At 68.6% G+C, this 18,995-nt stretch carries 17 protein-coding genes and 1 tRNA gene; 7 read left to right on the forward strand and 11 right to left on the reverse strand.

Translation table 11 applies throughout. The annotated features are described in order from the left end of the window. Positions 1–29: 29 nt before the first annotated feature. From RCH12_RS15900 to RCH12_RS15910, 3 genes are all read right to left on the reverse strand, one after another. Positions 30–103, reverse strand: a tRNA-Met gene (locus tag RCH12_RS15900). Positions 104–253: 150 nt separating this feature from the next. Next, entirely contained in the window at positions 254–3,163 is a 2,910-nt protein-coding gene (locus RCH12_RS15905) for a UPF0182 family membrane protein (protein ID WP_207795567.1), read from the reverse strand. Positions 3,164–3,272: 109 nt separating this feature from the next. Next, positions 3,273–4,376: a YlbL family protein gene (locus tag RCH12_RS15910; protein ID WP_103432605.1), complete on the reverse strand. Its 1,104-nt coding sequence runs from the start codon at positions 4,374–4,376 to the stop codon at positions 3,273–3,275. Positions 4,377–4,517: 141 nt separating this feature from the next. Between RCH12_RS15910 and RCH12_RS15915 the strand changes: the two genes are divergently transcribed. After that, positions 4,518–5,879: a zinc-dependent metalloprotease gene (locus RCH12_RS15915; RefSeq protein WP_442784585.1), complete on the forward strand. Its 1,362-nt coding sequence runs from the start codon at positions 4,518–4,520 to the stop codon at positions 5,877–5,879. 8 nt (positions 5,880–5,887) lie between these two features. Here RCH12_RS15915 and RCH12_RS15920 read toward each other — a convergent pair whose 3' ends face one another. Beyond that, positions 5,888–6,835 (reverse strand): sugar-binding transcriptional regulator, encoded by a 948-nt coding sequence (locus RCH12_RS15920; protein WP_103432606.1) that lies wholly within the window; start codon positions 6,833–6,835, stop codon positions 5,888–5,890. 91 nt (positions 6,836–6,926) lie between these two features. Further along, positions 6,927–8,156, reverse strand: a complete 1,230-nt coding sequence (locus tag RCH12_RS15925) for a CynX/NimT family MFS transporter (protein ID WP_327017517.1) — start codon at positions 8,154–8,156, stop codon at positions 6,927–6,929. A gap of 23 nt (positions 8,157–8,179) precedes the next feature. Here RCH12_RS15925 and RCH12_RS15930 point away from each other — a divergent pair, with 23 nt between their 5' ends. Then, entirely contained in the window at positions 8,180–8,872 is a 693-nt protein-coding gene (locus RCH12_RS15930; RefSeq protein WP_327017518.1) for a maleylpyruvate isomerase family mycothiol-dependent enzyme, read from the forward strand. Here the strand turns inward: RCH12_RS15930 and RCH12_RS15935 are convergent. The 5 genes from RCH12_RS15935 to RCH12_RS15955 are packed head-to-tail and all read right to left on the reverse strand — an operon-like array spanning position 8,869 to position 12,402. Further along, entirely contained in the window at positions 8,869–9,810 is a 942-nt protein-coding gene (locus tag RCH12_RS15935) for a bifunctional riboflavin kinase/FAD synthetase (RefSeq protein WP_327017525.1), read from the reverse strand. The genes RCH12_RS15930 and RCH12_RS15935 overlap by 4 nt on opposite strands. 56 nt (positions 9,811–9,866) lie before the next feature. Then, entirely contained in the window at positions 9,867–10,331 is a 465-nt protein-coding gene (locus tag RCH12_RS15940) for a hypothetical protein (RefSeq protein WP_088455514.1), read from the reverse strand. 58 nt (positions 10,332–10,389) lie between these two features. Next, positions 10,390–10,758 (reverse strand): hypothetical protein, encoded by a 369-nt coding sequence (locus RCH12_RS15945; protein ID WP_103432609.1) that lies wholly within the window; start codon positions 10,756–10,758, stop codon positions 10,390–10,392. Beyond that, the gene (gene truB, locus RCH12_RS15950) at positions 10,755–11,732 is read right to left on the reverse strand and encodes a tRNA pseudouridine(55) synthase TruB (RefSeq protein ID WP_327017519.1); all 978 of its coding nucleotides are present in this window, start codon (positions 11,730–11,732) and stop codon (positions 10,755–10,757) included. The genes RCH12_RS15945 and truB overlap by 4 nt, the downstream gene beginning before the upstream one ends. Before the next feature lie 22 nt (positions 11,733–11,754). Next, positions 11,755–12,402 carry a TetR/AcrR family transcriptional regulator gene (locus RCH12_RS15955; RefSeq protein WP_103432611.1) on the reverse strand — a complete coding sequence of 216 codons (648 nt, stop codon included), beginning with the start codon at positions 12,400–12,402 and terminating at the stop codon, positions 11,755–11,757. A gap of 90 nt (positions 12,403–12,492) precedes the next feature. Here RCH12_RS15955 and RCH12_RS15960 point away from each other — a divergent pair, with 90 nt between their 5' ends. Further along, entirely contained in the window at positions 12,493–13,947 is a 1,455-nt protein-coding gene (locus RCH12_RS15960; protein ID WP_327017520.1) for an MFS transporter, read from the forward strand. Positions 13,948–13,983: 36 nt separating this feature from the next. After that, positions 13,984–14,985, forward strand: a complete 1,002-nt coding sequence (locus tag RCH12_RS15965; protein WP_103432613.1) for a ketopantoate reductase family protein — start codon at positions 13,984–13,986, stop codon at positions 14,983–14,985. Here RCH12_RS15965 and RCH12_RS15970 read toward each other — a convergent pair. Next, positions 14,969–15,571: a hypothetical protein gene (locus tag RCH12_RS15970; RefSeq protein WP_103432614.1), complete on the reverse strand. Its 603-nt coding sequence runs from the start codon at positions 15,569–15,571 to the stop codon at positions 14,969–14,971. The two genes, RCH12_RS15965 and RCH12_RS15970, sit on opposite strands and share 17 nt — an antisense overlap. Before the next feature lie 23 nt (positions 15,572–15,594). On the opposite strand from RCH12_RS15970, the gene RCH12_RS15975 reads away from it, so the two are divergent. The 3 genes from RCH12_RS15975 to RCH12_RS15985 are packed head-to-tail and all read left to right on the forward strand — an operon-like array spanning position 15,595 to position 18,804. Beyond that, on the forward strand, positions 15,595–16,533 hold the full coding sequence (locus tag RCH12_RS15975) for an A/G-specific adenine glycosylase (protein WP_327017521.1): 939 nt from the start codon (positions 15,595–15,597) through the stop codon (positions 16,531–16,533). Positions 16,534–16,568: 35 nt separating this feature from the next. Next, on the forward strand, positions 16,569–17,840 hold the full coding sequence (locus tag RCH12_RS15980; protein WP_327017522.1) for a D-arabinono-1,4-lactone oxidase: 1,272 nt from the start codon (positions 16,569–16,571) through the stop codon (positions 17,838–17,840). Continuing rightward, complete coding sequence (locus RCH12_RS15985; protein ID WP_327017523.1) at positions 17,833–18,804, forward strand: aldose 1-epimerase family protein; 972 nt, start codon at positions 17,833–17,835, stop codon at positions 18,802–18,804. The genes RCH12_RS15980 and RCH12_RS15985 overlap by 8 nt, the downstream gene beginning before the upstream one ends. Positions 18,805–18,995: the final 191 nt, after the last annotated feature.

Raw genomic sequence — 18,995 nt, forward strand, 5'->3', positions numbered from 1 at the left:
CTCTTTCGAGACCGGGACTTTTGTTTTAGTTGCGGGGGCAGGATTTGAACCTACGACCTCTGGGTTATGAGCCCAGCGAGCTACCGAACTGCTCCACCCCGCGCTACAAGAACTAAGTTACCACAGTTACTCAAGGCCCTCGAATCGGGGACGCCACCCGGGCGCGTCGCGCCCGGCACAGACAAAACGCGGGTGGTGCGACCGGGTTTCCCCGGCGCACCACCCGCGCATGGATGAGGCGGCGAACTACGCGCTACTGCTGGTCGAGCAGCACCAGCAGCTCGGCGACCGCATCATTCAGCTTCTTGTCGGCAACCCCGTAAGCGGAGAAGTCACCCGATGTCAGGGCCGCCTGCTTCTCGGTCACGGCCAGCTTGGCTTCCGCGAGGAGTGACCTGATCTGAGCATCCGTCGCCGGGTCACCGGTCGTCGTCGACGGGGCTGTGTCTCCGTCGACGGGAGCCTCGCCCGGAGCGGGCGTTTCCACGGCCGGCACGTCGGTGTCGCCGGCGTTGGCCCCGGACTCACCGCCGAAGAGCACGTTGAGTGCGTTATCGAGGGTGTCCTCGAAGGCGATCTGGTCACCGAAGGCCACCAGGACCTTCTGCAGCAGCGGGTAGCTGGTCTCACCGGTGGACTGCACGTAGACGGGCTGCACGTAGAGCAGACCGCCGCCGACGGGCAGCGTCAGCAGGTTTCCGTTGAGCACGCTGGACTGGCCCTGCTTGAGCAGGTTGAGCTCGGCGGAGATCGTGGGATCACCGTTGAACTTGGCCTGCACCTGGCCGGGACCGGGCACCGTGATGTCGTTCGGCAAGGTCAACAGGCGCAGTTTGCCGTAACCCTCCGCCCGTTCCCCGTCGGTGGCACCCGCATCCGCGTCGGCGGCAAGGTACCCCGTCAGGACGTTCCGGCTGGTTTCACCGGACGCGTTCGGGATGAAGGTCGAGTACAGCGAGTACGACGGCGCATCCTGGCCGGGCATCTGCATCGTCAGGTAGTACGGCGGCTGCAGGGTGGTGTTGGTGCTCGGCGACACGGGGTCGTTCGGGGTGGTCCAGGCATCGTCTTCGGAGTAGAACGAACCGGGGTCGGTCACGTGGTACTTGCCCAGGACCGCGCGCTGCACCTTGAACATGTCGGCCGGGTAACGCACGTGGCTCATCATGTCGCCGGTCATCTCGCTCATCGGCTCGACGGTCGACGGGAAGATCTTCTGCCAGGTCTGCAGCAGCGGGTCTTCTTCATCCCAGGCGTACAGGGTCACGGAGCCGTCGTAGGCATCCACGGTCGCCTTGACGGAGTTGCGCATGTAGTTGATGTTGTCCAGCGCGAACGGCTGTTCGGGCGTCTCGGTGTCGGCGATGGCGTCGCTCAGGCTGACCGCTGTGGAGTACGGGTAGCTGGCCGACGTCGTGTACGCGTCGACAACCCACTTGATGCGTCCGTCGACGACGGTCGGGTACGGGTCGGAGTCGAGCGTGAGGTACGGGGCGACCTTCTGCACGCGGGTGATCGGGTCGCGGTCGTAGAGGATCTGGGACTCGTCGTTGACGGCGTTGGCCAGGAAGATCTGCTCGGACTGGAACTTGAGTGCGTAGATCAGCTTGTTGAACGGGCCGTTCAGGCTGGGACCGCCGTCACCGGTGAAGGTGGTGTAGGTCTGCTGGGCGCCGTCCTCACCGGACGGGTAGTCGAGTTCGATGGGGTCGGTGCCTTCAGGGGCGCCGACGATCGAGTAGGTCGGTGAGGTCTCACCGAAGTACACCCGCGGCTCGAAGTCGCCGAGCGCTCCCGACGTGGGGATGCCGTTCTCGAGGAACACCGGCTGGCCGTCGGCCGAACGCTGGTTGCCGTATGCGGCGACGACGCCGTAGCCGTGCGTGTAGACGACCGATGAGTTGACCCAGGTCTCGCTGCTCAGGCCGTTGAGGTTGAGGTCACGAACCGACACCACGGTGTCCTGCGACTTGCCGTCGATCGTGTAGCGGTCCACGTCGAGCTTGGACGGGAACTGGTAGTACTGCTTGAACTGCTCGAGCTGGGCGAACGCGTCGCTGACCAGGGCGGGGTCGAGGATGCGAATGTTGGCAGTGGTCTCCGCGTCCTCGCGCAGGGCGCCTGGCGTGGCCTCGGTCGTGGCGGTGTACGGGATCTCTTCCACATCGGCGACGCCGTAGGCATCGCGGGTGAGGTCGATGTTGCGCTGGATGTACGGCGCCTCGAGGGTCTTCGCGCTCGGGTCCACCTGGAAACGCTGCACGACCCAGGGGTAGAGCGAACCGATCAGCAGGCTGCTCACGATCAGCAGCGCGGTGCCGATCACCGGCAGGCGCCACCGGCCGATGAAGGCCGTGACGATGAAGAGGATGGCGACGAAGACCGCGATGCCGGCCAGGATGGCCCGCCCGGGAATGGTGGCGCTGACGTCGGTGTAGCCGGCGCCGGTGATCAGGTCATTCGACTGGGTGAGAGTGGAGTACTGGTCCAGCCAGATGCTGACACCCTGCAGCAGCAGGTAGACCGCCGCGGTGACGGCGATCTGCACACGGGCGGCCTTGGCCACGAAGACCTCACGGCCGGTGACGCGGATGGCGCCGTACAGGTAGGAGGTGGCGAGAGCAACCAGCGCGGAGATGAGCACGACGGCGGAGCTGAAGGCCAGCAGCGACTGGTAGAACGGCAGGTCGAAGAGGTAGAACGACACGTCGAAGCCGAACTGCGGGTCGGTGGTGCCCGCCTCGGTGCGGTTGAGCCACATCAGGATGGTCTGCCAGTGGGTCGCGGCGGCGACACCGGCGAAGAGGCCGAGCAGGGCGGGGATGCCGTACATCGCGAGCCGGCGCAGCGGCTCGATCACCTGCTGGTAACGATCGACCTGCGAGTTCAGCTTGGCGTAGACCGGGCGCAGCCTATAGGCGAGCTGAATGCTCACCCAGACCGGCACGGCCATGCCGAGGAACCCGATGACGAACAGAACCGCGCTGGCGATCCACTGCGTGGTCAGCACGCTGAGGAAGCCGAGCTGGTCGAACCACAACACGTCTGCATAGAGCCCGGCGAAGATGAAGAACAAGATCACCAGCCCCGCAATGATCGCTGCCGTGATGGCGAGCGGGGCACGGCTCCGGCGTGGAGCGCTTCCGGCGGATGATGTGGTCACGAATTGGCCTCTTGCTCTGATAGATCGGGGGTCAGACCCTCATTCTATGCAGCCGCCCTCAGGGCAAACCCCGAGTTCGCTGAGGGCTCACCCAGAAGTGCCCGTGCTATCAGGTTGCCGGGCAGGTCGGCAGGTCGCCGGTGTCGGCTCCGGTGCCAATGGCATCCAGCGCCGCGAGGGACTCGTCGAGGGTGCTCACGGCCAGGACCGTCAAGCCATCCGGGATGTGACCGGACACCTCGTCGCAGTTGGCGGCGGGAGCCAGGAACCACTCGGCACCGGCTTCTTTGGCTCCGAAGAGCTTCTGGCGGATCCCGCCGATGGGGCCGACGCTGCCGGACTGGTCGATGGTTCCGGTGCCGGCGACATCCGCCCCGCCATGGATGGAACCCGGAGTGAGCTTGTCGATGATGCCCAACGCGAACATCATGCCGGCGCTGGGCCCGCCGACCTTGTCGAGCTGGATGTTGACGTCGAACGGGAACTTGTACTCCGACTTGACGTTGATTCCCAGAACCACGTTGCCGTCGACGTCGACGGGGGTGACCTCGACGCTCTGCTCGGCACCGTCGCGGGTCAGCCCGATGGTCGCCGGAGCGTCGGCGCCGCTGGCGGTGAGCGCCGCCCGCAGCGCGGTGATGTCGGCCACGGCTTCCCCGTTGACGGTCTCGATCAGGTCGCCCGCCTCGATCAGACCGGTCGCCGGCGCCTCGTCGGCCAGCGACACCACGCTCAGTTCGGTCGGATAGTCGTAGCCGAGGTTGGTCAACGCCGCGGCGATGGCGTCTCGTTGGGAGTTCACCATGGCCGTCTGGTTCTGCTCGTCACGCTGTTCGGTCGTGACGTCGGCCGGGAAGACCGACTCCATCGGCACCACCGCCTGGCTCGGGTCGAGCCAGGCGGACGCGACCGTCAACCAGTTCAGGCGGTTGTCCGGGTTGCCGAGCACCGAGACCGTGAGCAGGTCCAGCGTGCCCTCCGTCGGGTACACGGTCTCGTCCGGGATCGTGATGAGGTCGGTTTTCTCCCCGTCGTATTCGGCCGAGCCGAGCGTGTTGTACACCGGCCCGGGCTTCTCCACGACATACGGTGACGGCACGATTGCCAGGGTGAGCCCGGTGACCAGTGCGATACCCAGCACCACCCACCCCGTGCGCGAACCCTTGCGGGGTCGGTCGGAGCCTGAATGCGGGTCAGCGGTGAAGAGGGCCACCAGGCTCCTTAGAAGGATGAAGGGGAAGTGCGCAAGCTGTTCGCTACGGGCGACAAGGCAAGAACCCAGCGTAGGTCATTTCCCAGTTCTAGCCGGGGTTCTCGGGCTAGCGTAGAGGGACGCAACTGAGAGGTGCCTGAAGTGGCCGATGACTCCCGACCCGACGAAGGTCAGAACCCAGAAGACGAATTCCGGGACATGCTCCGAGACATCCTGTCGGGCAAGTCGTCCATCGACCCCGGCCAATTGGCCGGCGCGGCCGGACTCCCGAACGATCCCGCCAGTGTGGCGGCGCTGATGAGCCAGCTGCAGGGCGCCCTGAAGGGCGGCGGCGACGGCGGCATCAACTGGGGCATCGCGCTGCAGCAGGGCCAGGAGCGCGCGGCCACCGGGCAGCTGAGCACGACCGACGTCCAGCGCGCCGAGTTCGAGCAGGCCTTCCACATCGCGGCGCTCTGGCTGGATGACGTGATCAACGTCGCCGAGCTCACCGTTGTACCGCGCCTGATGACCCGCAAGGAGTGGGTGACGGCCACCATGCCGCTGTGGAGCCAGCTCTCCGAGCCCGTGGCCACGAGCATTTCGGATTCGCTCACCAACGTGCTCACCGAGCAGGCGCCAGAGGAGCTCAAGGGCATGCTCGCCGGCGCCAGCCAGATGATGCGCAGCCTCGGCGGCACCCTGTTCGCCATGCAGCTCGGTCAGGTTGTCGGCCAGCTCGCCAGCGAGGTGGTCTCCGGCGGCGACATCGGCATCCCCCTGTTCAGCGACCAGCAGGCCGCCCTGCTGCCGCAGAACGTCGCCGAGTTCGGCGAGGGCCTTGACGTGCCCATCGACCAGGTGCAGATCTATCTCGCCGTGCGTGAGCTCGCCCACGCCCGCCTGTTCCGGCACTCCCGCTGGTTGCGTCTGCACATGATCAGCTCGATCACCGATTTCGCCCACGGCATCAGCATCGACACCGAACGGCTGGAGTCCCTCGCCGAGGGCTTCGACCCGTCGAACCCCGAGGAACTGCGCGACGCCATGGTGAACGGCTCCCTGATCCCGCCCAAGTCCGACGCGCAGCTGGCCGCCCTCGGTCGGCTCGAGACGATGCTCGCCCTGGTGGAGGGCTGGGTCGACGTGGTCACCGTGGAGGCCACCAGCCGGCTGCCGCGCGCCGACGCGATCAACGAGACCGTCAAGCGACGCCGGGCATCCGGCGGCCCCGCAGAGTCGGCCTTCGCCACCCTGGTGGGCCTGGAGCTGCGCCCCCGCCGCCTGCGTGAGGCCGCCGCAATGTGGCAGGCCGTCACCGACGCCGTGGGCAACGAGGCCAGGGATGCCCTGTGGGCGCACCCCGACATCCTGCCGACGTCGGCGGACCTCGATGACCCGCAGGCCCTGGTCGCTCGGCTGACCTCCACCGCCAAGGGCGAGCCCCCCGTCCTGGACGACATCGACCAGGCCCTGGCCGACCTCCTCCGAGACGACAACCCCGACCGTCCGCACGAGGCATAGCGGAGGGGTCAGGCTGCTCCGATCAGCGCCTGGGCGGTGTCTTCGTCGGTGATCAGGACCGTGCACAGACCGCTGAGGACGACGGAGCGGGCGATGGCGTGCTTGCGCGCGCCGCCGATCACGGCGACGGCAGTTTTCGCGCGGCGTAATTGCTCGAGCGGGATGCCGAATGTGCGCTCGTCCAACGCCGGGTCGACGATTTGGCCCGCACTGTCGATGAACCGGCCGACCACATCGCCGACGGCTCCCTTGCGCACCAGTTCGTCGACCTGGTCCGGGGTGAGGTAACCGCTGTCGACGTGGGCGGAGCCGGCGTCGGCCTGGCCCGCACTGAACAGGTAGGCGGATGCCGCGGCGCCCATCTCGAGCACCGCCGCGACCGAGCGGTCGGAGGCGATGGCCAACTTGGTCTCGACCCGTTCCAGGATCGCGGGGCTGGGCAACAGGGTGAACTCACCGCCGCCCTTCTGGGCGATGCTGACGGCGGTGGCCGCGGCGGTTCCCGGCCGGGCGTTCAGGCTCACGCCGCCGTTGATCTGCACGACGTTGACGCCGTTCGCCCAACCGGGCTTGAGCTGTTCCGAGATGTCGTGCAGGGTGCGCCCCCAGCTGATACCGAGCGTGCGCGGCACCGGGCGCAGGGCGCTGAGGTAGTCGGCGGCCGCCTGCGCTGTGCGTTTCTGCAGGTCGAGTTCGTCGACGACACCGGCAGTGGACACCACGATCGCATCGACGAGGCCGGTGGCTCTGCGCAGCTGTCGTTCGAGACCGAGCCGGCGGGCGCGGGGGTGCACGATTTCGATGCGGATGAACCCGTTCGCCTTGGCCTGGGCCAACAGCCTGCCGACCTTCCAACGAGTGATCCGGAGGATCGTGCCGATCTCGTCCTGGGTCTTGTCCTCTTCGTAGTACAGCTCGGCCGCCCGAATAGACAGCAGCTCGTCGATGTCGGTCATTCGTTGACGCCTTCCTCAGTGGCCCCAGCGTAAGTGGAGCTGACCGGCCGGTACAACATGCGTTGCAGATCTTGCTCATATGAGCAGCGGACTACGAGCGGTGCCGGCGCTCCAGGTCGTCCTCGAGCAGGTGCGGGCGCGCGACAACCGCGCCGGCCACGGTGATCGCGAGCGCCGTGCCGATCAGGAACAGCAGCGGGGCCGTCCACGCCCCGGTGATCTCGTGCAGCAGCGCCACGCACAGCGGGCCGAGCGCACCGAGGGTGTAGCCGACGCTCTGCACAAAACCGCTCAGTGCCACCGACCCGGCGTGGGTGCGGGTGCGCAGGTTGATCAGAACCAGTGTGAGCGGGAAGAACAGCGGCCCCAGACCGGCCAGCACCACCCAGAGCCAGGTGAGCGTGCCTGGCGCCAGGAGCAGACCGAGATCGCCGATCAGGAAGGCGGCGACCCCCAGGTAGACCAGGATGGCCACGTTTTTCATTCGGGAGGTCAGCCACGGAATCAGCAGCGCGCAGGGGATGCCCATGGCGGCGTAGACCGAGAGCAGAGTGCCGGCCTGGGCCGGGGTCACGCCCGCGGTGTCGATGAGCAGCTGCGGTAGCCAGGCGAACATCGCGTAGGCGTTCAGCGACGACGCCGCGAACACCACGGCCAGTGCCCAGGCGATCGAGGAACGCCAGATCCGACCGAGCAGCGCCGGCTCCGCTTCCTCGACGAGGGCCGCCGGGCTGGTGTGCACCCGGTGTCGCACGAACATCGTCAGCCAGGGCACGAGGGCGAACACCACGGGCAGCACCCAGAGCCCGAGGGAGACCCGCCAGCCGGCGGCATCCGCGACCGGCACGGCGATCAGCGGCGGGATCAGGGTGCTCAGTGACACCACGGTGACGTAGAGGGAGGTGATCAGGCCGACCCTGTCGGGGAAGTACTTCTTCACCAGCGGCGGCAGCAGCACGTTGCCGACCCCGAGCCCGGCGAAGGTGATCACGCTGCCGATCATCAGGGCGGTGAGGGATCCCGCCCCGGCGCGGGTGAGGTGCCCGATGAGCATCGCGGTGAGGGCGAGCACCAGCACGTTCTCCAGGCCCAACCGGCGGGTGAAGACCGGGGTGAAGATGCCGAAGACGGCGAAGCAGACCGGCGGCAGCATACCGAGGATGCCGATGGACGTTGCGGTCAGCGGGATGTCCGTGGAGATCTGGCTGACGATGGGCGAGAGCGCCGCGACCGCAGTGCGCAGGTTGGCGGCGACCAGGACGATACCCAGCAGTGCCAGGGTTCGCCCGGTCCAGAGGGGGCGGGGCGAAAATTCTGGCACCGGGCAAGTCTAGGCTGGACGGCATGGCAGAATTTGCGCGACTCCTCCCCCTCAGCCTGCGGAGTGTCGGCAACGAATCCGGCGTGAACGCGCGCTGGTCGGGGCACCTCGCGGCCACCGTCACGGCCATCGCCGACCTGCTCGCCGGGCTGACGCCCGAGCAGTGGGAGGCGCAGAGCCTGTGCACAGGCTGGCGGGTGCGCGATGTCGCCGGACACCTGGTCTGGCGGCTCGGCAGCACGAAGCGCGAACTCCTCGGCAGCGCCGCCCGGGCGTACCTCGGTCACTTTGTGCGCCCGGGGCGCGCCATCGACGCCGTGAGCCGGGCCGCGGCCGCCGCCGAGCCGGCCCAGCTGGTGGCGCGGCTGCGGGAGATCGCCGCAGCCAGGGCAGCCTCGGGCCGCGGTGGCATCACCGAGCTGACCGAGGCCGTGGTGCACGGCCTCGACGCGGCGCATCCGCTCGGCCTGACCCTGCCGATTCACGCGACCGCCGGTGGCGCGGTGGCGCTGCGGCGCAGTCTGATCGCCCCCACCGAGATCAAGGCCGTTCTGCACACCCGCCGGTTGCTGGCGACGGATGCCGAATGGAGCGTCGGCCACGGCACGCCGCTGCGGGCACCGGCGTCGGAGCTGATTCTGTTCCTGTTCGGCCGCGGGCCGCTGCCCGCGGACACCCCACCCGTTCAGGCACCGCCGGAGCAGCCGGCCGGCTAGTCGGCCGGGAGCTGCAGGATCGCGCGGGTTTGCACGACGTCATCCTCGATCTGCCTGATCAGCGGCTCGATGCCGGTGAACGCGACCATGCCGCGGATGTGCTCGACAAAAGCGACCTCGACGACATGGTCGTACAGGTCGATCTCCTGGTCGAGCACATACGCCTCGACCTGCTTCTGCGGCACGCCGTCGAAGGTGGGGTTGTTGCCGATGGAGATGGCGGCGGGATAGCGCACCCCGTTGTCGGTGAGCCAGCCGGCGTACACGCCGTCCGCGGGGACCAGCCCCTCGGCCTCCGGTGCGAGGTTCGCGGTGGGATAGCCGAGTTCGCGACCCCTGGCCGCACCGTGCACAACCATTCCACGCATCGTGGGGATGTGCCCGAGCAACCGGGTTGCCGCGCGCACGTCACCGTCGGAGAGCAGCTCGCGGATCCACGTCGACGAGACCCGGCGCTCCCCCTGCGGCGTGACGTCGTCGATCAGGCGCACGTCGAAACCGTACCGGCCACCGAGCTCGGTGAGCAGGTCGGCGTCGCCGGCACCGCGGGCGCCGAACCTGAAGTCCCTGCCCACCATCACGTGGCGGGCGTGCAGGGTGTTCACGAGGATGTCACGGACGAAGTCCTCCGGCGGCAGTGACGAAAGCGCCCTGTCGAACGCGAGCACCACGGTGGCGTCGAGGCCGGTGCCACCGAGCAGGTCGAGCTTCTGCTGCACACTGACCAGCTCGGCGGGACACTTGTCGGGATTCAGCAGGGAGAGCGGGTGCCTGTCGAAGGTGACGACGACGGCGGCCAGGCCTTCCCGGTCGGCGAGGGTCTTGAGCTCTGCGATCACGGCGCGGTGGCCGGCGTGCACACCGTCGAATTTGCCGATGCTCACCGCGGAGGCCGGCCAGTCGGCCGGGACGGCGCCGCGACCGGCGAACACCTTCATGCGCGCGGTGGTGGGCACGTTTGAGGGAACGTTTGTGGGCGTGGCCCGGGCGCCGGTCATGCCGGGACGCCGTTCCGGTCGGTGCGCTCCGGCGCGTGGCGGGCCAGCCACCACATGCCCAGGATCGGCAGCACCAACGGGATGAACAGGTAGCCGCGGCCGTACACCGACCAGACTGTGTCGTGCGGGAAGAGTTGTGGGTCGACCAGGCTGAGGGTGCCGATGACGAGAACACCGAGCAGTTCGAAACCGATGGTGACCCAGGCGATCCGGTACCAGGCGCGTCCGCGTTTGATCAGGGCGATGGTCGCGACGATGTAGACCACCGCGGCGAGGGCCGAGAGGGTGTACGCCAGCGGGGCCTCGTCGAACTTCCCGACGATCTGCACAAAGGACCGGCCGGTTGCGGCGAGGGCGAGGACGCCGTAGACCATGATCAGCACCCGCCCGATGCCGGTCACCCGGCCGGGAGTCGTCGTACCGGTGGCGTTGTCTCCGGAGTCGGTCTTGAGATCATTCATCGCTCAGTAATTATCGCAGCATTCTCCGGGCCGAACGGTGCCGGTCGTGCTGCACGGCTCAGACGCCCTGCACGGTCCAGATCTGCAGCATCCGGTAGAGCATGACGGCCACCGACAGGCAGACCACCCCGAGGATCACCGTGCTCCACCGGCTGCGTTCGATGAGCGCCCACACTCCCCCGAATATCGGCAGCAGGATGGCGCTGACCAGGTAGGTGTAGAACTCCAGCAGGCTGCCGGTGGCCTGGTTGCCGGTGAGCGGAGCAACCAGGGCCACCACGAGCTGCACGATCAGGAGCACCTCGACGAGTAGGGTCGCCCCCATGCTGACGTCGGTGGGCTTGCGGCCGGCCAGCCCCAGGCCCAGGCAGAGCAGGCCGGCAGCGGTGGCGATCGCCAGCTGCAGGTAGGTCAACCACTCGATCATGAGGCGTCCTCCGCGACGGCGGGGCTGTCGGCGGGGCCGGCGGGGCCGGCGGCGGGTTCGTCTGGCGGGAAGTTGACGATCGACTTGGCCTGGCCGGCGCGGTACTCGACGAGGCCGATGAGGCTGCCGTTCGGGCTGATGGCGGCGATCGGTCCAGCGTCGCCGGCGCCGACGGGCGCGTCGATGCGCTTGCCGTGGCCGAGGTCGATGGCCTGCTGCTCGCTCAGATCGAGCCGCCCGAACAGCCGGCTCGCGGCATCCGCCGGGCCGATCAGGGCGCGGGCCACATCGAGCCGGTCGAGCGGGTCGGCGGCGTCGATGCCGAACGGACCGATGCGGGTGCGGCGGAGGCTGGTGAGGTGGCCGCCGACGCCGAGGCCAGCGCCGAGGTCGCGGGCCAACGCCCGGATGTAGGTTCCTGAGGAGCACACGACGCGCACCTCGAGGTCGAGGAACCCGTCGACCGGGGTACTGGAGAGCAGTTCGAACGCGCTCACGGTGACGGGACGGGCGGGCAGTTCGACGTCCTCGCCGGCGCGCACCCTGGCGTAGGCGCGTTTGCCGTCCACCTTGATGGCGCTCACGGCGCTGGGCCGCTGACTGATGTCCCCGGTCAGACCCTGGATGCCCGCGGTGATGGCCTCAGCGGTCACGGCGTCGAAGACCTCGGCGGGCGCGCGGGTGAGCTCCTCCCCCTCGGCGTCGTCTGTGGTCGTCGCGGCGCCCAGCCGGATGGTGGCCAGGTATTCCTTGTCGAGGCCGACCACATACGTGAGCAGCCGGGTGGAGCTGTTGATCCCGAGGATCAGCAGGCCCGTCGCCATCGGGTCCAGGGTGCCTGCGTGGCCGACCTTGCGGGTGTTCGCCAAGCGGCGGGTGCGCGCGACGGCATCGTGGCTGGTCCAGCCCTGGGGCTTGTCGACCAGCACGAGGCCACTGGTCGTGCTGCCGGGCTTGCGGCGTGGGGCGTTCACTGGAAATCCTTCTTAGCTGGGGTCAGGCATCTGCGGCGGCTTCGGCGGCTGTGGCGCCGAGCACAACGTCGAGCTTGCCACGGAACGTGCACCGCATGAGTTCCTCGGCGTCGGGGTCCTCGTCGAAGATGTCGGGCAGCCGGATGGCCAGGAGCGTGTTGAACAGCATGCCGTCGGCCAGGAACTCGCGGATGGCGTCCGGCGGGAAGCCGGCCTCGTCGCGCAGCATCCGGTAGATCTCGAGGAACCCGGCCCTGGCCTTGGCGCCGACGACCGGGTTGTGCCCGCTGATGAAGGCCTGCATGAGCGAGAGCAGGATGCCGCGATCTTCAATGAGGTCCACGTAGGCGCCGCCGAGCCGTGCGGCCAGCAGCTCCATCTCGTCCTCGCCGTGCTCGCGTGGTTCGGTGATGATCTGCCTGAAGCCGGCGACCAGCCGCTCGAGCGCTCTGGCGAGCACCTCCAGGAACAGGTTCTCCTTGGTGCCGAACATGCGCACCACGTAAGGCTGGCTGATGCCGGCCACCTTGGCCACCTGGTCGGTTGTCGCACCGGAATAGCCGCGCTCGCCGAAGACCACGCTGGCCGCGGCCAGGATTTGCTCACGTCGTTCCGCGGCGGGAATGCGCTCGGTGGGCTGGGCGGCTGCGGTGCCGGATGTCTCGTTCACACTTGACAGGTTATCAGTCGATTACTGGTCTCCTGTTTTGTAATCATTCAATTACAACATTCTCCGGCTCCGTTCCCGAAGGGACCTCCCATGACCTCCACCCTCACCCCGCCCGGCAAGCGCCTCGGCCGGGTTCCCGTCTGGCTTGCCGTCGTCGCCGCGTCACTGCCCATGTTCATGGCCACCCTCGACAACCTCGTGGTCACCAACGCCCTGCCGGTGATCAACACCGACCTCTCGGCCACAATCGAAGAACTGCAGTGGGTGGTGAACGCCTACTCCCTCAGCTTCGCCACGTTCATGTTGATGGCCGTCGCCATCGGCGACCGCTTCGGGCGCCGCACCGTGTTCCTGGCCGGCATCGCGGTGTTCACCGCCGCATCGGCGCTCTGTGCCGTGAGCGTCGAACCGTGGATGCTGATCTCCGCCCGTGCGCTCCAGGGCGTGGGCGCCGCCGCGCTCATGCCGCTCTCCCTCACCCTGCTCGTCGGGTCGGTCGCCGACCGCTTCCGGCCAGCGGCCATCGGCACCTGGGGCGGCATCGCCGGCCTCGGTGTGGCCCTCGGCCCGCTCATCGGCGGTGCCGTGGTGGAAGGGTGGAACTGGGAAGCCATCTTCTGGCTGAACGTTCCGCTCGGCCTGCTGTCGGTCCCCCTGGTGCTGGTGGCGCTGCCCAATAGTTTCGGTGCCCGGCTGCGCGCCGATGTGATGGGCCTGGTGCTGGCGGGCGGCGGGGTCTTCGGAATCGTCTATGGAATCGTGCGGGGCAACGAAGCCGGCTGGAGCAGCACCGAGGTGCTCGCGGCGCTCATCGGCGGCGGAGCGCTCCTGCTGGCTTTCGTCTGGTGGGAGGGTCGGGCATCCGCACCGCTGCTGCCGTTGCGGCTGTTTCGGGACCGCAGCTTCACGGTCGCGAACCTGGTCGGGATCACCTTCAGCTTCGGCATCTTCGGGTCGATCTTCATCCTCATCCAGTTCCTGCAGATCGTGCAGGGCCACAGTCCACTCGAAGCCGGTGTGATGACAATGCCGTGGACGCTGGCTCCCATGATCGTGGCCCCGCTGACCGGGATGCTCAGCCCGAGAACCGGAACGCGGCTGCCGATCGTGCTGGGGCTGGCCCTGCTCGCGATCGCGATGGTCTGGCTCGCCCTCCAGATGTCGGTCGACGTCGAATACGGCGAGCTGGTGGGCGCGTTCATCCTGGCCGGGCTGGGTATGGGGCTGGTCTTCGCGCCGAGTTCCACCGCGGTGCTGGCCAATATGGTGCCCGACGACCATGCCAAGGCGTCCGGCACCAACTCCACCTTCCGCGAGATCGGTGTGGCGCTGGGCGTCGCGGTGCTCACCGCCGTCTTCACCGGCAACGGCGGCACGCTGACCCCCACCGGGTACGTGGATGCCGCGGTCCCCGCCGTGTTGGTCGGCGCCGGGGTGCTCGCCGTCGCGGCGGTGATCGCGCTGGCGCTGCCGTCAGGTCGTCGGGTCGATCAGGCCCCGCAGCCCGCACCGGTTCGCTCGGACGCCCTTCTCGTTCGCGGGTAGTCGAGGTGGCCCGGCCGGGGCTTCTAGGCTGAGGTCATGCGAATTGCTGTGATCGGCGCTGGCGCCCTGGGCGGAACCTTCGCCACCCTGCTCAGCGCGGCCGGCCACGAGGTGACCGTCACCGCGCGCGGGGCCGGACTCGCCGTGATCCGCGAGCGCGGCATCCGGCTCGTAGGCGGGTTCGGCCCGGCAACGGCGCATCCCACCGCCCTCGAACGGCTGGTCGAGACGCCCGATCTCGCCCTGGTCTGCACCAAGGCGCAGGATGCGGAAAAAGCGATCGCCGACAACGCCGCCGTGCTCGACGGCGCCGCGGTGATCGTGGTGCAGAACGGCCTCGACGGGGTCGAGACCGCCCGGCGGCTGCTCCCCCGCTCTGACTGCTTCGGCGCCCTCTCGATCATCGCGGCCAACTACACCGAACCGGGGCTGGTCACGGTCACCACCGTCGCGCCCACCTATCTCGGCCGGGGCACGGGGCCGGCCGATGCGGCCACCAGGCGTTGGCAGGCCGTGCTCGCCGAGGCCGTGCCCTGCCAGGCCATCGACAATTTCGTCGGCGCCCAGTGGACCAAACTTGTCGTGAACATGCTCAACGCACTGCCCGCGATCACCGGGCTGAGCGTACAGTCCGTCGTCGCCCACCGGGGCCTGCGCCGGGTGCTGACGCTGAGCATGCGCGAGGCCGTGCGGGTGGGCACACGCCGCGGCATCCGGTTCGGTGCCATGCAGGCGCTCGGCGACCGCCGGTTGCGCGCCTTCTCGCTGCTGCCCGCCTGGGCGGGCCAGGTGGTGCCGCTGCGGATGCGTGCCCGCATGGGCAGGGTGCCCAATCTGGGCTCGACCCTGCAAAGCATCACCCGCGGCCAACGCACCGAGGTGGACCATCTCAACGGGGTGGTGGTGCGTGAGGCCGCTGCCGCCGGCGTTCCGGCCCCGGTGAACAGCCGGCTGACCGCCCTGGTGCACGAGGTGGAGGAACGCGGGGCGTTCCTCAGCCCCGCCGACGTGCTGGCACGGTTCAGCAGGAGTCGCTGAACACCCGCTGGGGGCGGTGCCTCTCGCTGAGGTCGATGACGGCCGACGCCACCTGTCGGGGGCGTTCCTCCTTCTGGTAGAGATAGTCCGCCTCCGAGGTCGCCTCGCTCTCCAGCAGGATGCGGTAGTTCCAGGCGTCCCGCAGTTCACTGCGGTTGATGAACTCGCCGTCGATGACCAGGAACGCATCCGCCGGAGCCGTGGTCCAGGTCGGTTCGATCCAGCTGTCGCGGTCGGGGTCGAAGACCTGGGTGACGAAGCCGGCGCTGCCGCCGAGCCGGAACGGTTCGATCAAGACCCGGCGCAGCGCGGAATAGTCGAAACCGTGCCGGAAGAAACGCTCCGGGGAGTCGGCGCCGAACCGGCCGACGTCTTCCCTGGACCGCTGGAAGTAGCGCAGCGACGCCCGATAGGTGGGCTTGTCGGCTTCGTCGAGCACGGCGGCCAGATCGTCGGCGAACGCCGTGCGGGCGGCCGCGTCGGCGCCGTCCACCGCCACGATCACCCGGCCCCGGCCGTTCAGATTGAGGATCTCGGACGCGAGGGTACGCAGGTACTCGACGCGTGGAGTGGAAACGAGCTTCATGAATCGAGCCTAGGTTAGAACCGATGAACGTCACAGTCCACAGCGCTGCCCCCGTCGACGGTGGCATTGTCGGCGCAGCGCCCGCCGACCCCGCCCTCAGCCACAGCATCAGTGCCTGGTTCGGCGACAACGCCCGCGACCTGCCCTGGCGGCGCGACGGTTTCAGCGCCTGGGGCACCCTGGTGAGCGAGTTCATGCTGCAACAGACCCCGGTGAGCCGGGTCATCCCGCGTCTTGCGGAATGGCTCGAACGCTGGCCGACACCCGCCGACCTGGCCTCAGTTCCGCCCGGCGAAGCCGTTCGGGCCTGGGCGAGCCTGGGCTACCCGCGCCGAGCGCTGTGGCTGCACGCCGCTGCCGTGCAGATCGTGGAACGGCACGGCGGCATCGTGCCGGAGGACGTGGACGACTTGCTGGCCCTCACCGGGATCGGTGATTACACGGCCAGGGCGGTTGCGGTCTTCGCCTATGGCCACCGGCATCCGGTGGTCGACACCAATACCCGCCGGGTGATCGCCAGGGCTGTGGCCGGGCAGGCCGAACCCGCACCGCCCAGCCGCAGCAGGGACCTCGAGTCGATGTCGGCGCTGTTGCCCTCCGAGCCCGTCGCGGCGGCGGTCTTCAACGCGGCCATCATGGAGCTGGGCGCCATTGTGTGCACCAGCCGCAGCCCGCGGTGCGAGACCTGCCCGATCCGGGATGCCTGCGCCTGGCGTGCGGCCGGCTACCCGGCCTACGCGGGACCGAAGAAGGCCGTGCAGAAGAAGTTCGAGGGCAGCGACCGGCAGGTGCGCGGGCTGATCATGGCCGAGCTGCGGGCCACGCACCATCCGGTGACCGCCGCTGAGATCGACACCGTGTGGCCGGATGCCGTGCAGCGCGACAGGGCCCTGGCCGGGCTCCTCGCCGATGGCCTCGCCGTACTCGTCGAACCCGGGCGGTACGCTCTTTCGCAGGGGTGAAAACCCCCGCGCACTCTCCAACAGAAATGGTTTCAATGAAGAACTGGGCCGGCAACGTCGAGTATTCAACGGACGACATCAGGCACCCGACGACGACCGAAGAGGTCTCCCGGATCGTGGCAGCTGTCGACGCCGAGGCCGGGCAGATCAAAGCCCTGGGCTCCCGGCATTCCTTCTCCACGATCGCCGACAGCGTCGGCACCCTGATCGCCCTCGACCGGCTGGACATCGAACCGTCGCTTCAGTTCGGTGACGACGGCGCAGCGGTGAGCGTGCGGGTGGGCGCGGGAAGCACCTACGCCCAGGTGGGCGCCTACCTCGCCGCGCACGACCTGGCCCTGCCGAACCTTGCGTCCCTGCCGCACATCTCGGTCGCCGGCGCCATCCAGACCGGCACCCACGGCTCCGGCGTGCGCAACGGGTCGTTGGCGTCCTCGGTCGTGGCGCTGGAGATCGTGCGCGCCTCGGGGCAGGTCGACATCGTGCGGGAACACGACCAGGACTTCGCCGCCTCCGTGGTGGGCCTGGGCGCCGTCGGCATCGTCACCACGGTGACCCTGAAGGTGCAGCCGCACTTCCAGATCTCCCAGTACGTGCACGAGGGACTGTCCTGGACCGCGGCCCTGGCGAACTGGGCCGCCATCATGGCCAGCGGCTACAGCGTCAGCGTGTTCACCACCTTCCGGGGTGAGAACACTCACCAGGTCTGGTCCAAGCGCCGGCTGGATGTGGACGGCCCCGAGCTGGACCTCGCCGCTCTCGGCGCCACCGAGGCCATGGTGGCGTTGCACCCGCTGCCCGGTGTCACCGCCGAGAGCGTGACGGGGCAGTTGCGCGAGCCCGGGCCGTGGAACGAGCGTCTCGCGCATTTCAGGAGCGAGTTCCAGCCCAGCCACGGCGAGGAGATCCAGTCCGAATACCTGATCCCGGCCGAGCACGCCGTCGCCGCGATCACCGCCCTGCGCGTGATCGGCGACCGCATCGCACCGCTGCTGCACATTTCCGAGCTCCGCAGCGTGGCCGCCGACACCGCCTGGCTCAGCCCCAGTTACGCCCGCGACTCGCTCGCCATCCACTTCACCTGGAAGCCCATGGCGGCCGAGATTCTCGCGGTGTTGCCGCTGATCGAACACACGTTGGAGCCCTTCGCGCCTCGGCCGCACTGGGGCAAGGTCTCCACGATGTCCCCGGCCGGCCTGCGCCGCGCCTACCCCCGCCTCGACGATTTCGCCGCCCACCTGACTCGGGTCGATCCCGACGCACGGTTCCAGAACGCCTACCTGAAACGAGTCCTTCCCCATGACTGACGCCGCCGTCACTTCCCCCACCGCCACCGGCACGGATGCGTCCGTCCTGCCCCTCTCCGGGCTGCAGTACACGATCAGCCACGACGGCTACTCGGCCACCATCGCCAGCGTCGGTGCGAGCCTGCGCCTGCTCACCTGGAACGGCCGCGACCTGGTTGTGCCGTTCGCCGAGGACGAGGTGCGTCCCGGCTACCGGGGCGCGGTCCTGGCGCCCTGGCCGAACCGGGTGGTCGACGGCCGCTACACCTTCGACGGCGTCGACTACCAACTGCCGCTCACCGAACCCAGCCGCTCCCACGCCCTGCACGGCCTGGTCTGCTGGGCCGACTGGACGCTGCAGGCGCGTACTGCCGATTCGGTGACCCTGGGCACCACCATCGTGCCCAGCGACGGCTATCCGCACCGCCTTGCTCTCCTGGTAACGTACAGCCTCACCGACGACGGCCTCACCAGCACGGTCACCGCCGAGAACGTCGGCGCCGCCACGGCCCCTTACGGCACCGGCCCGCACCCCTATCTCGTGGCCGGTCCCGGCATCGTCGACGACTGGACCCTGGAGTTCCCGGCCGCTGCCTATCTCACGGTCACCCCGGACCGGCTCAGCCCCGTGGCCACGGTGCCGGTCGAGACCACGCCGGAGTTCGATTTCCGCACGCCCCGGGTGATCGGCGACACCTTCATCGACCACGCGTTCACCGCGATCGCGCGGGACTCGAATGGGTCGGCATCCGTCACCGTGACCAGCCCGGCCGGCACCGGCGTGCGCATGAGCTTCGGCGCCGAGCTGCCCTGGCTGCAGGTGCACACCGCTGACCGTCCGGCGCCCGAGCAGAGCCGCATCGGCCTGGCGGTCGAACCGATGACCTGCCCACCGGACGCTTTTTCCACCGGAGAAGACCTGGTGCTCCTCGCCCCCGGCCAGTCCCACTCGGCCGGCTGGACCATCGCCGCCACCGAGGCCTGACCCGCGGCTCCCCGTCTCCAGCGTCTGCAGCGGCCCGCCCACAACCTCATCCGCCAGCCAGGTCGCCGACTTGCCGCAAAAGGCCCCTTGACAGCTGGCAAAGTCATACGGTCGTTGCAACATCCTGATTCGAAGGAGTTGCTGATGCCGAAGACGTTTCCTGCAGGTACGCGGTCGTCGTTTGTTGATTT

The organism is Cryobacterium sp. MP_3.1, assembly GCF_035984795.1.
Taxonomy (GTDB): Bacteria; Actinomycetota; Actinomycetes; order Actinomycetales; family Microbacteriaceae; genus Cryobacterium; species Cryobacterium zongtaii.

Bases quoted from the DNA above. Each gene is read 5' to 3' on its own strand.
- RCH12_RS15920 (WP_103432606.1), bottom strand. From the start codon at position 6,835: ATGACCGACATCGACGAGCTGCTGTCTATTCGGGCGGCCGAGCTGTAC.
- RCH12_RS15930 (WP_327017518.1), top strand. From the start codon at position 8,180: ATGGCAGAATTTGCGCGACTCCTCCCCCTCAGCCTGCGGAGTGTCGGC.
- RCH12_RS15935 (WP_327017525.1), bottom strand. From the start codon at position 9,810: ATGAAGGTGTTCGCCGGTCGCGGCGCCGTCCCGGCCGACTGGCCGGCC.
- RCH12_RS15940 (WP_088455514.1), bottom strand. From the start codon at position 10,331: ATGAATGATCTCAAGACCGACTCCGGAGACAACGCCACCGGTACGACG.
- RCH12_RS15945 (WP_103432609.1), bottom strand. From the start codon at position 10,758: ATGATCGAGTGGTTGACCTACCTGCAGCTGGCGATCGCCACCGCTGCC.
- RCH12_RS15960 (WP_327017520.1), top strand. From the start codon at position 12,493: ATGACCTCCACCCTCACCCCGCCCGGCAAGCGCCTCGGCCGGGTTCCC.
- RCH12_RS15965 (WP_103432613.1), top strand. From the start codon at position 13,984: ATGCGAATTGCTGTGATCGGCGCTGGCGCCCTGGGCGGAACCTTCGCC.
- RCH12_RS15970 (WP_103432614.1), bottom strand. From the start codon at position 15,571: ATGAAGCTCGTTTCCACTCCACGCGTCGAGTACCTGCGTACCCTCGCG.
- RCH12_RS15975 (WP_327017521.1), top strand. From the start codon at position 15,595: ATGAACGTCACAGTCCACAGCGCTGCCCCCGTCGACGGTGGCATTGTC.
- RCH12_RS15980 (WP_327017522.1), top strand. From the start codon at position 16,569: ATGAAGAACTGGGCCGGCAACGTCGAGTATTCAACGGACGACATCAGG.
- RCH12_RS15985 (WP_327017523.1), top strand. From the start codon at position 17,833: ATGACTGACGCCGCCGTCACTTCCCCCACCGCCACCGGCACGGATGCG.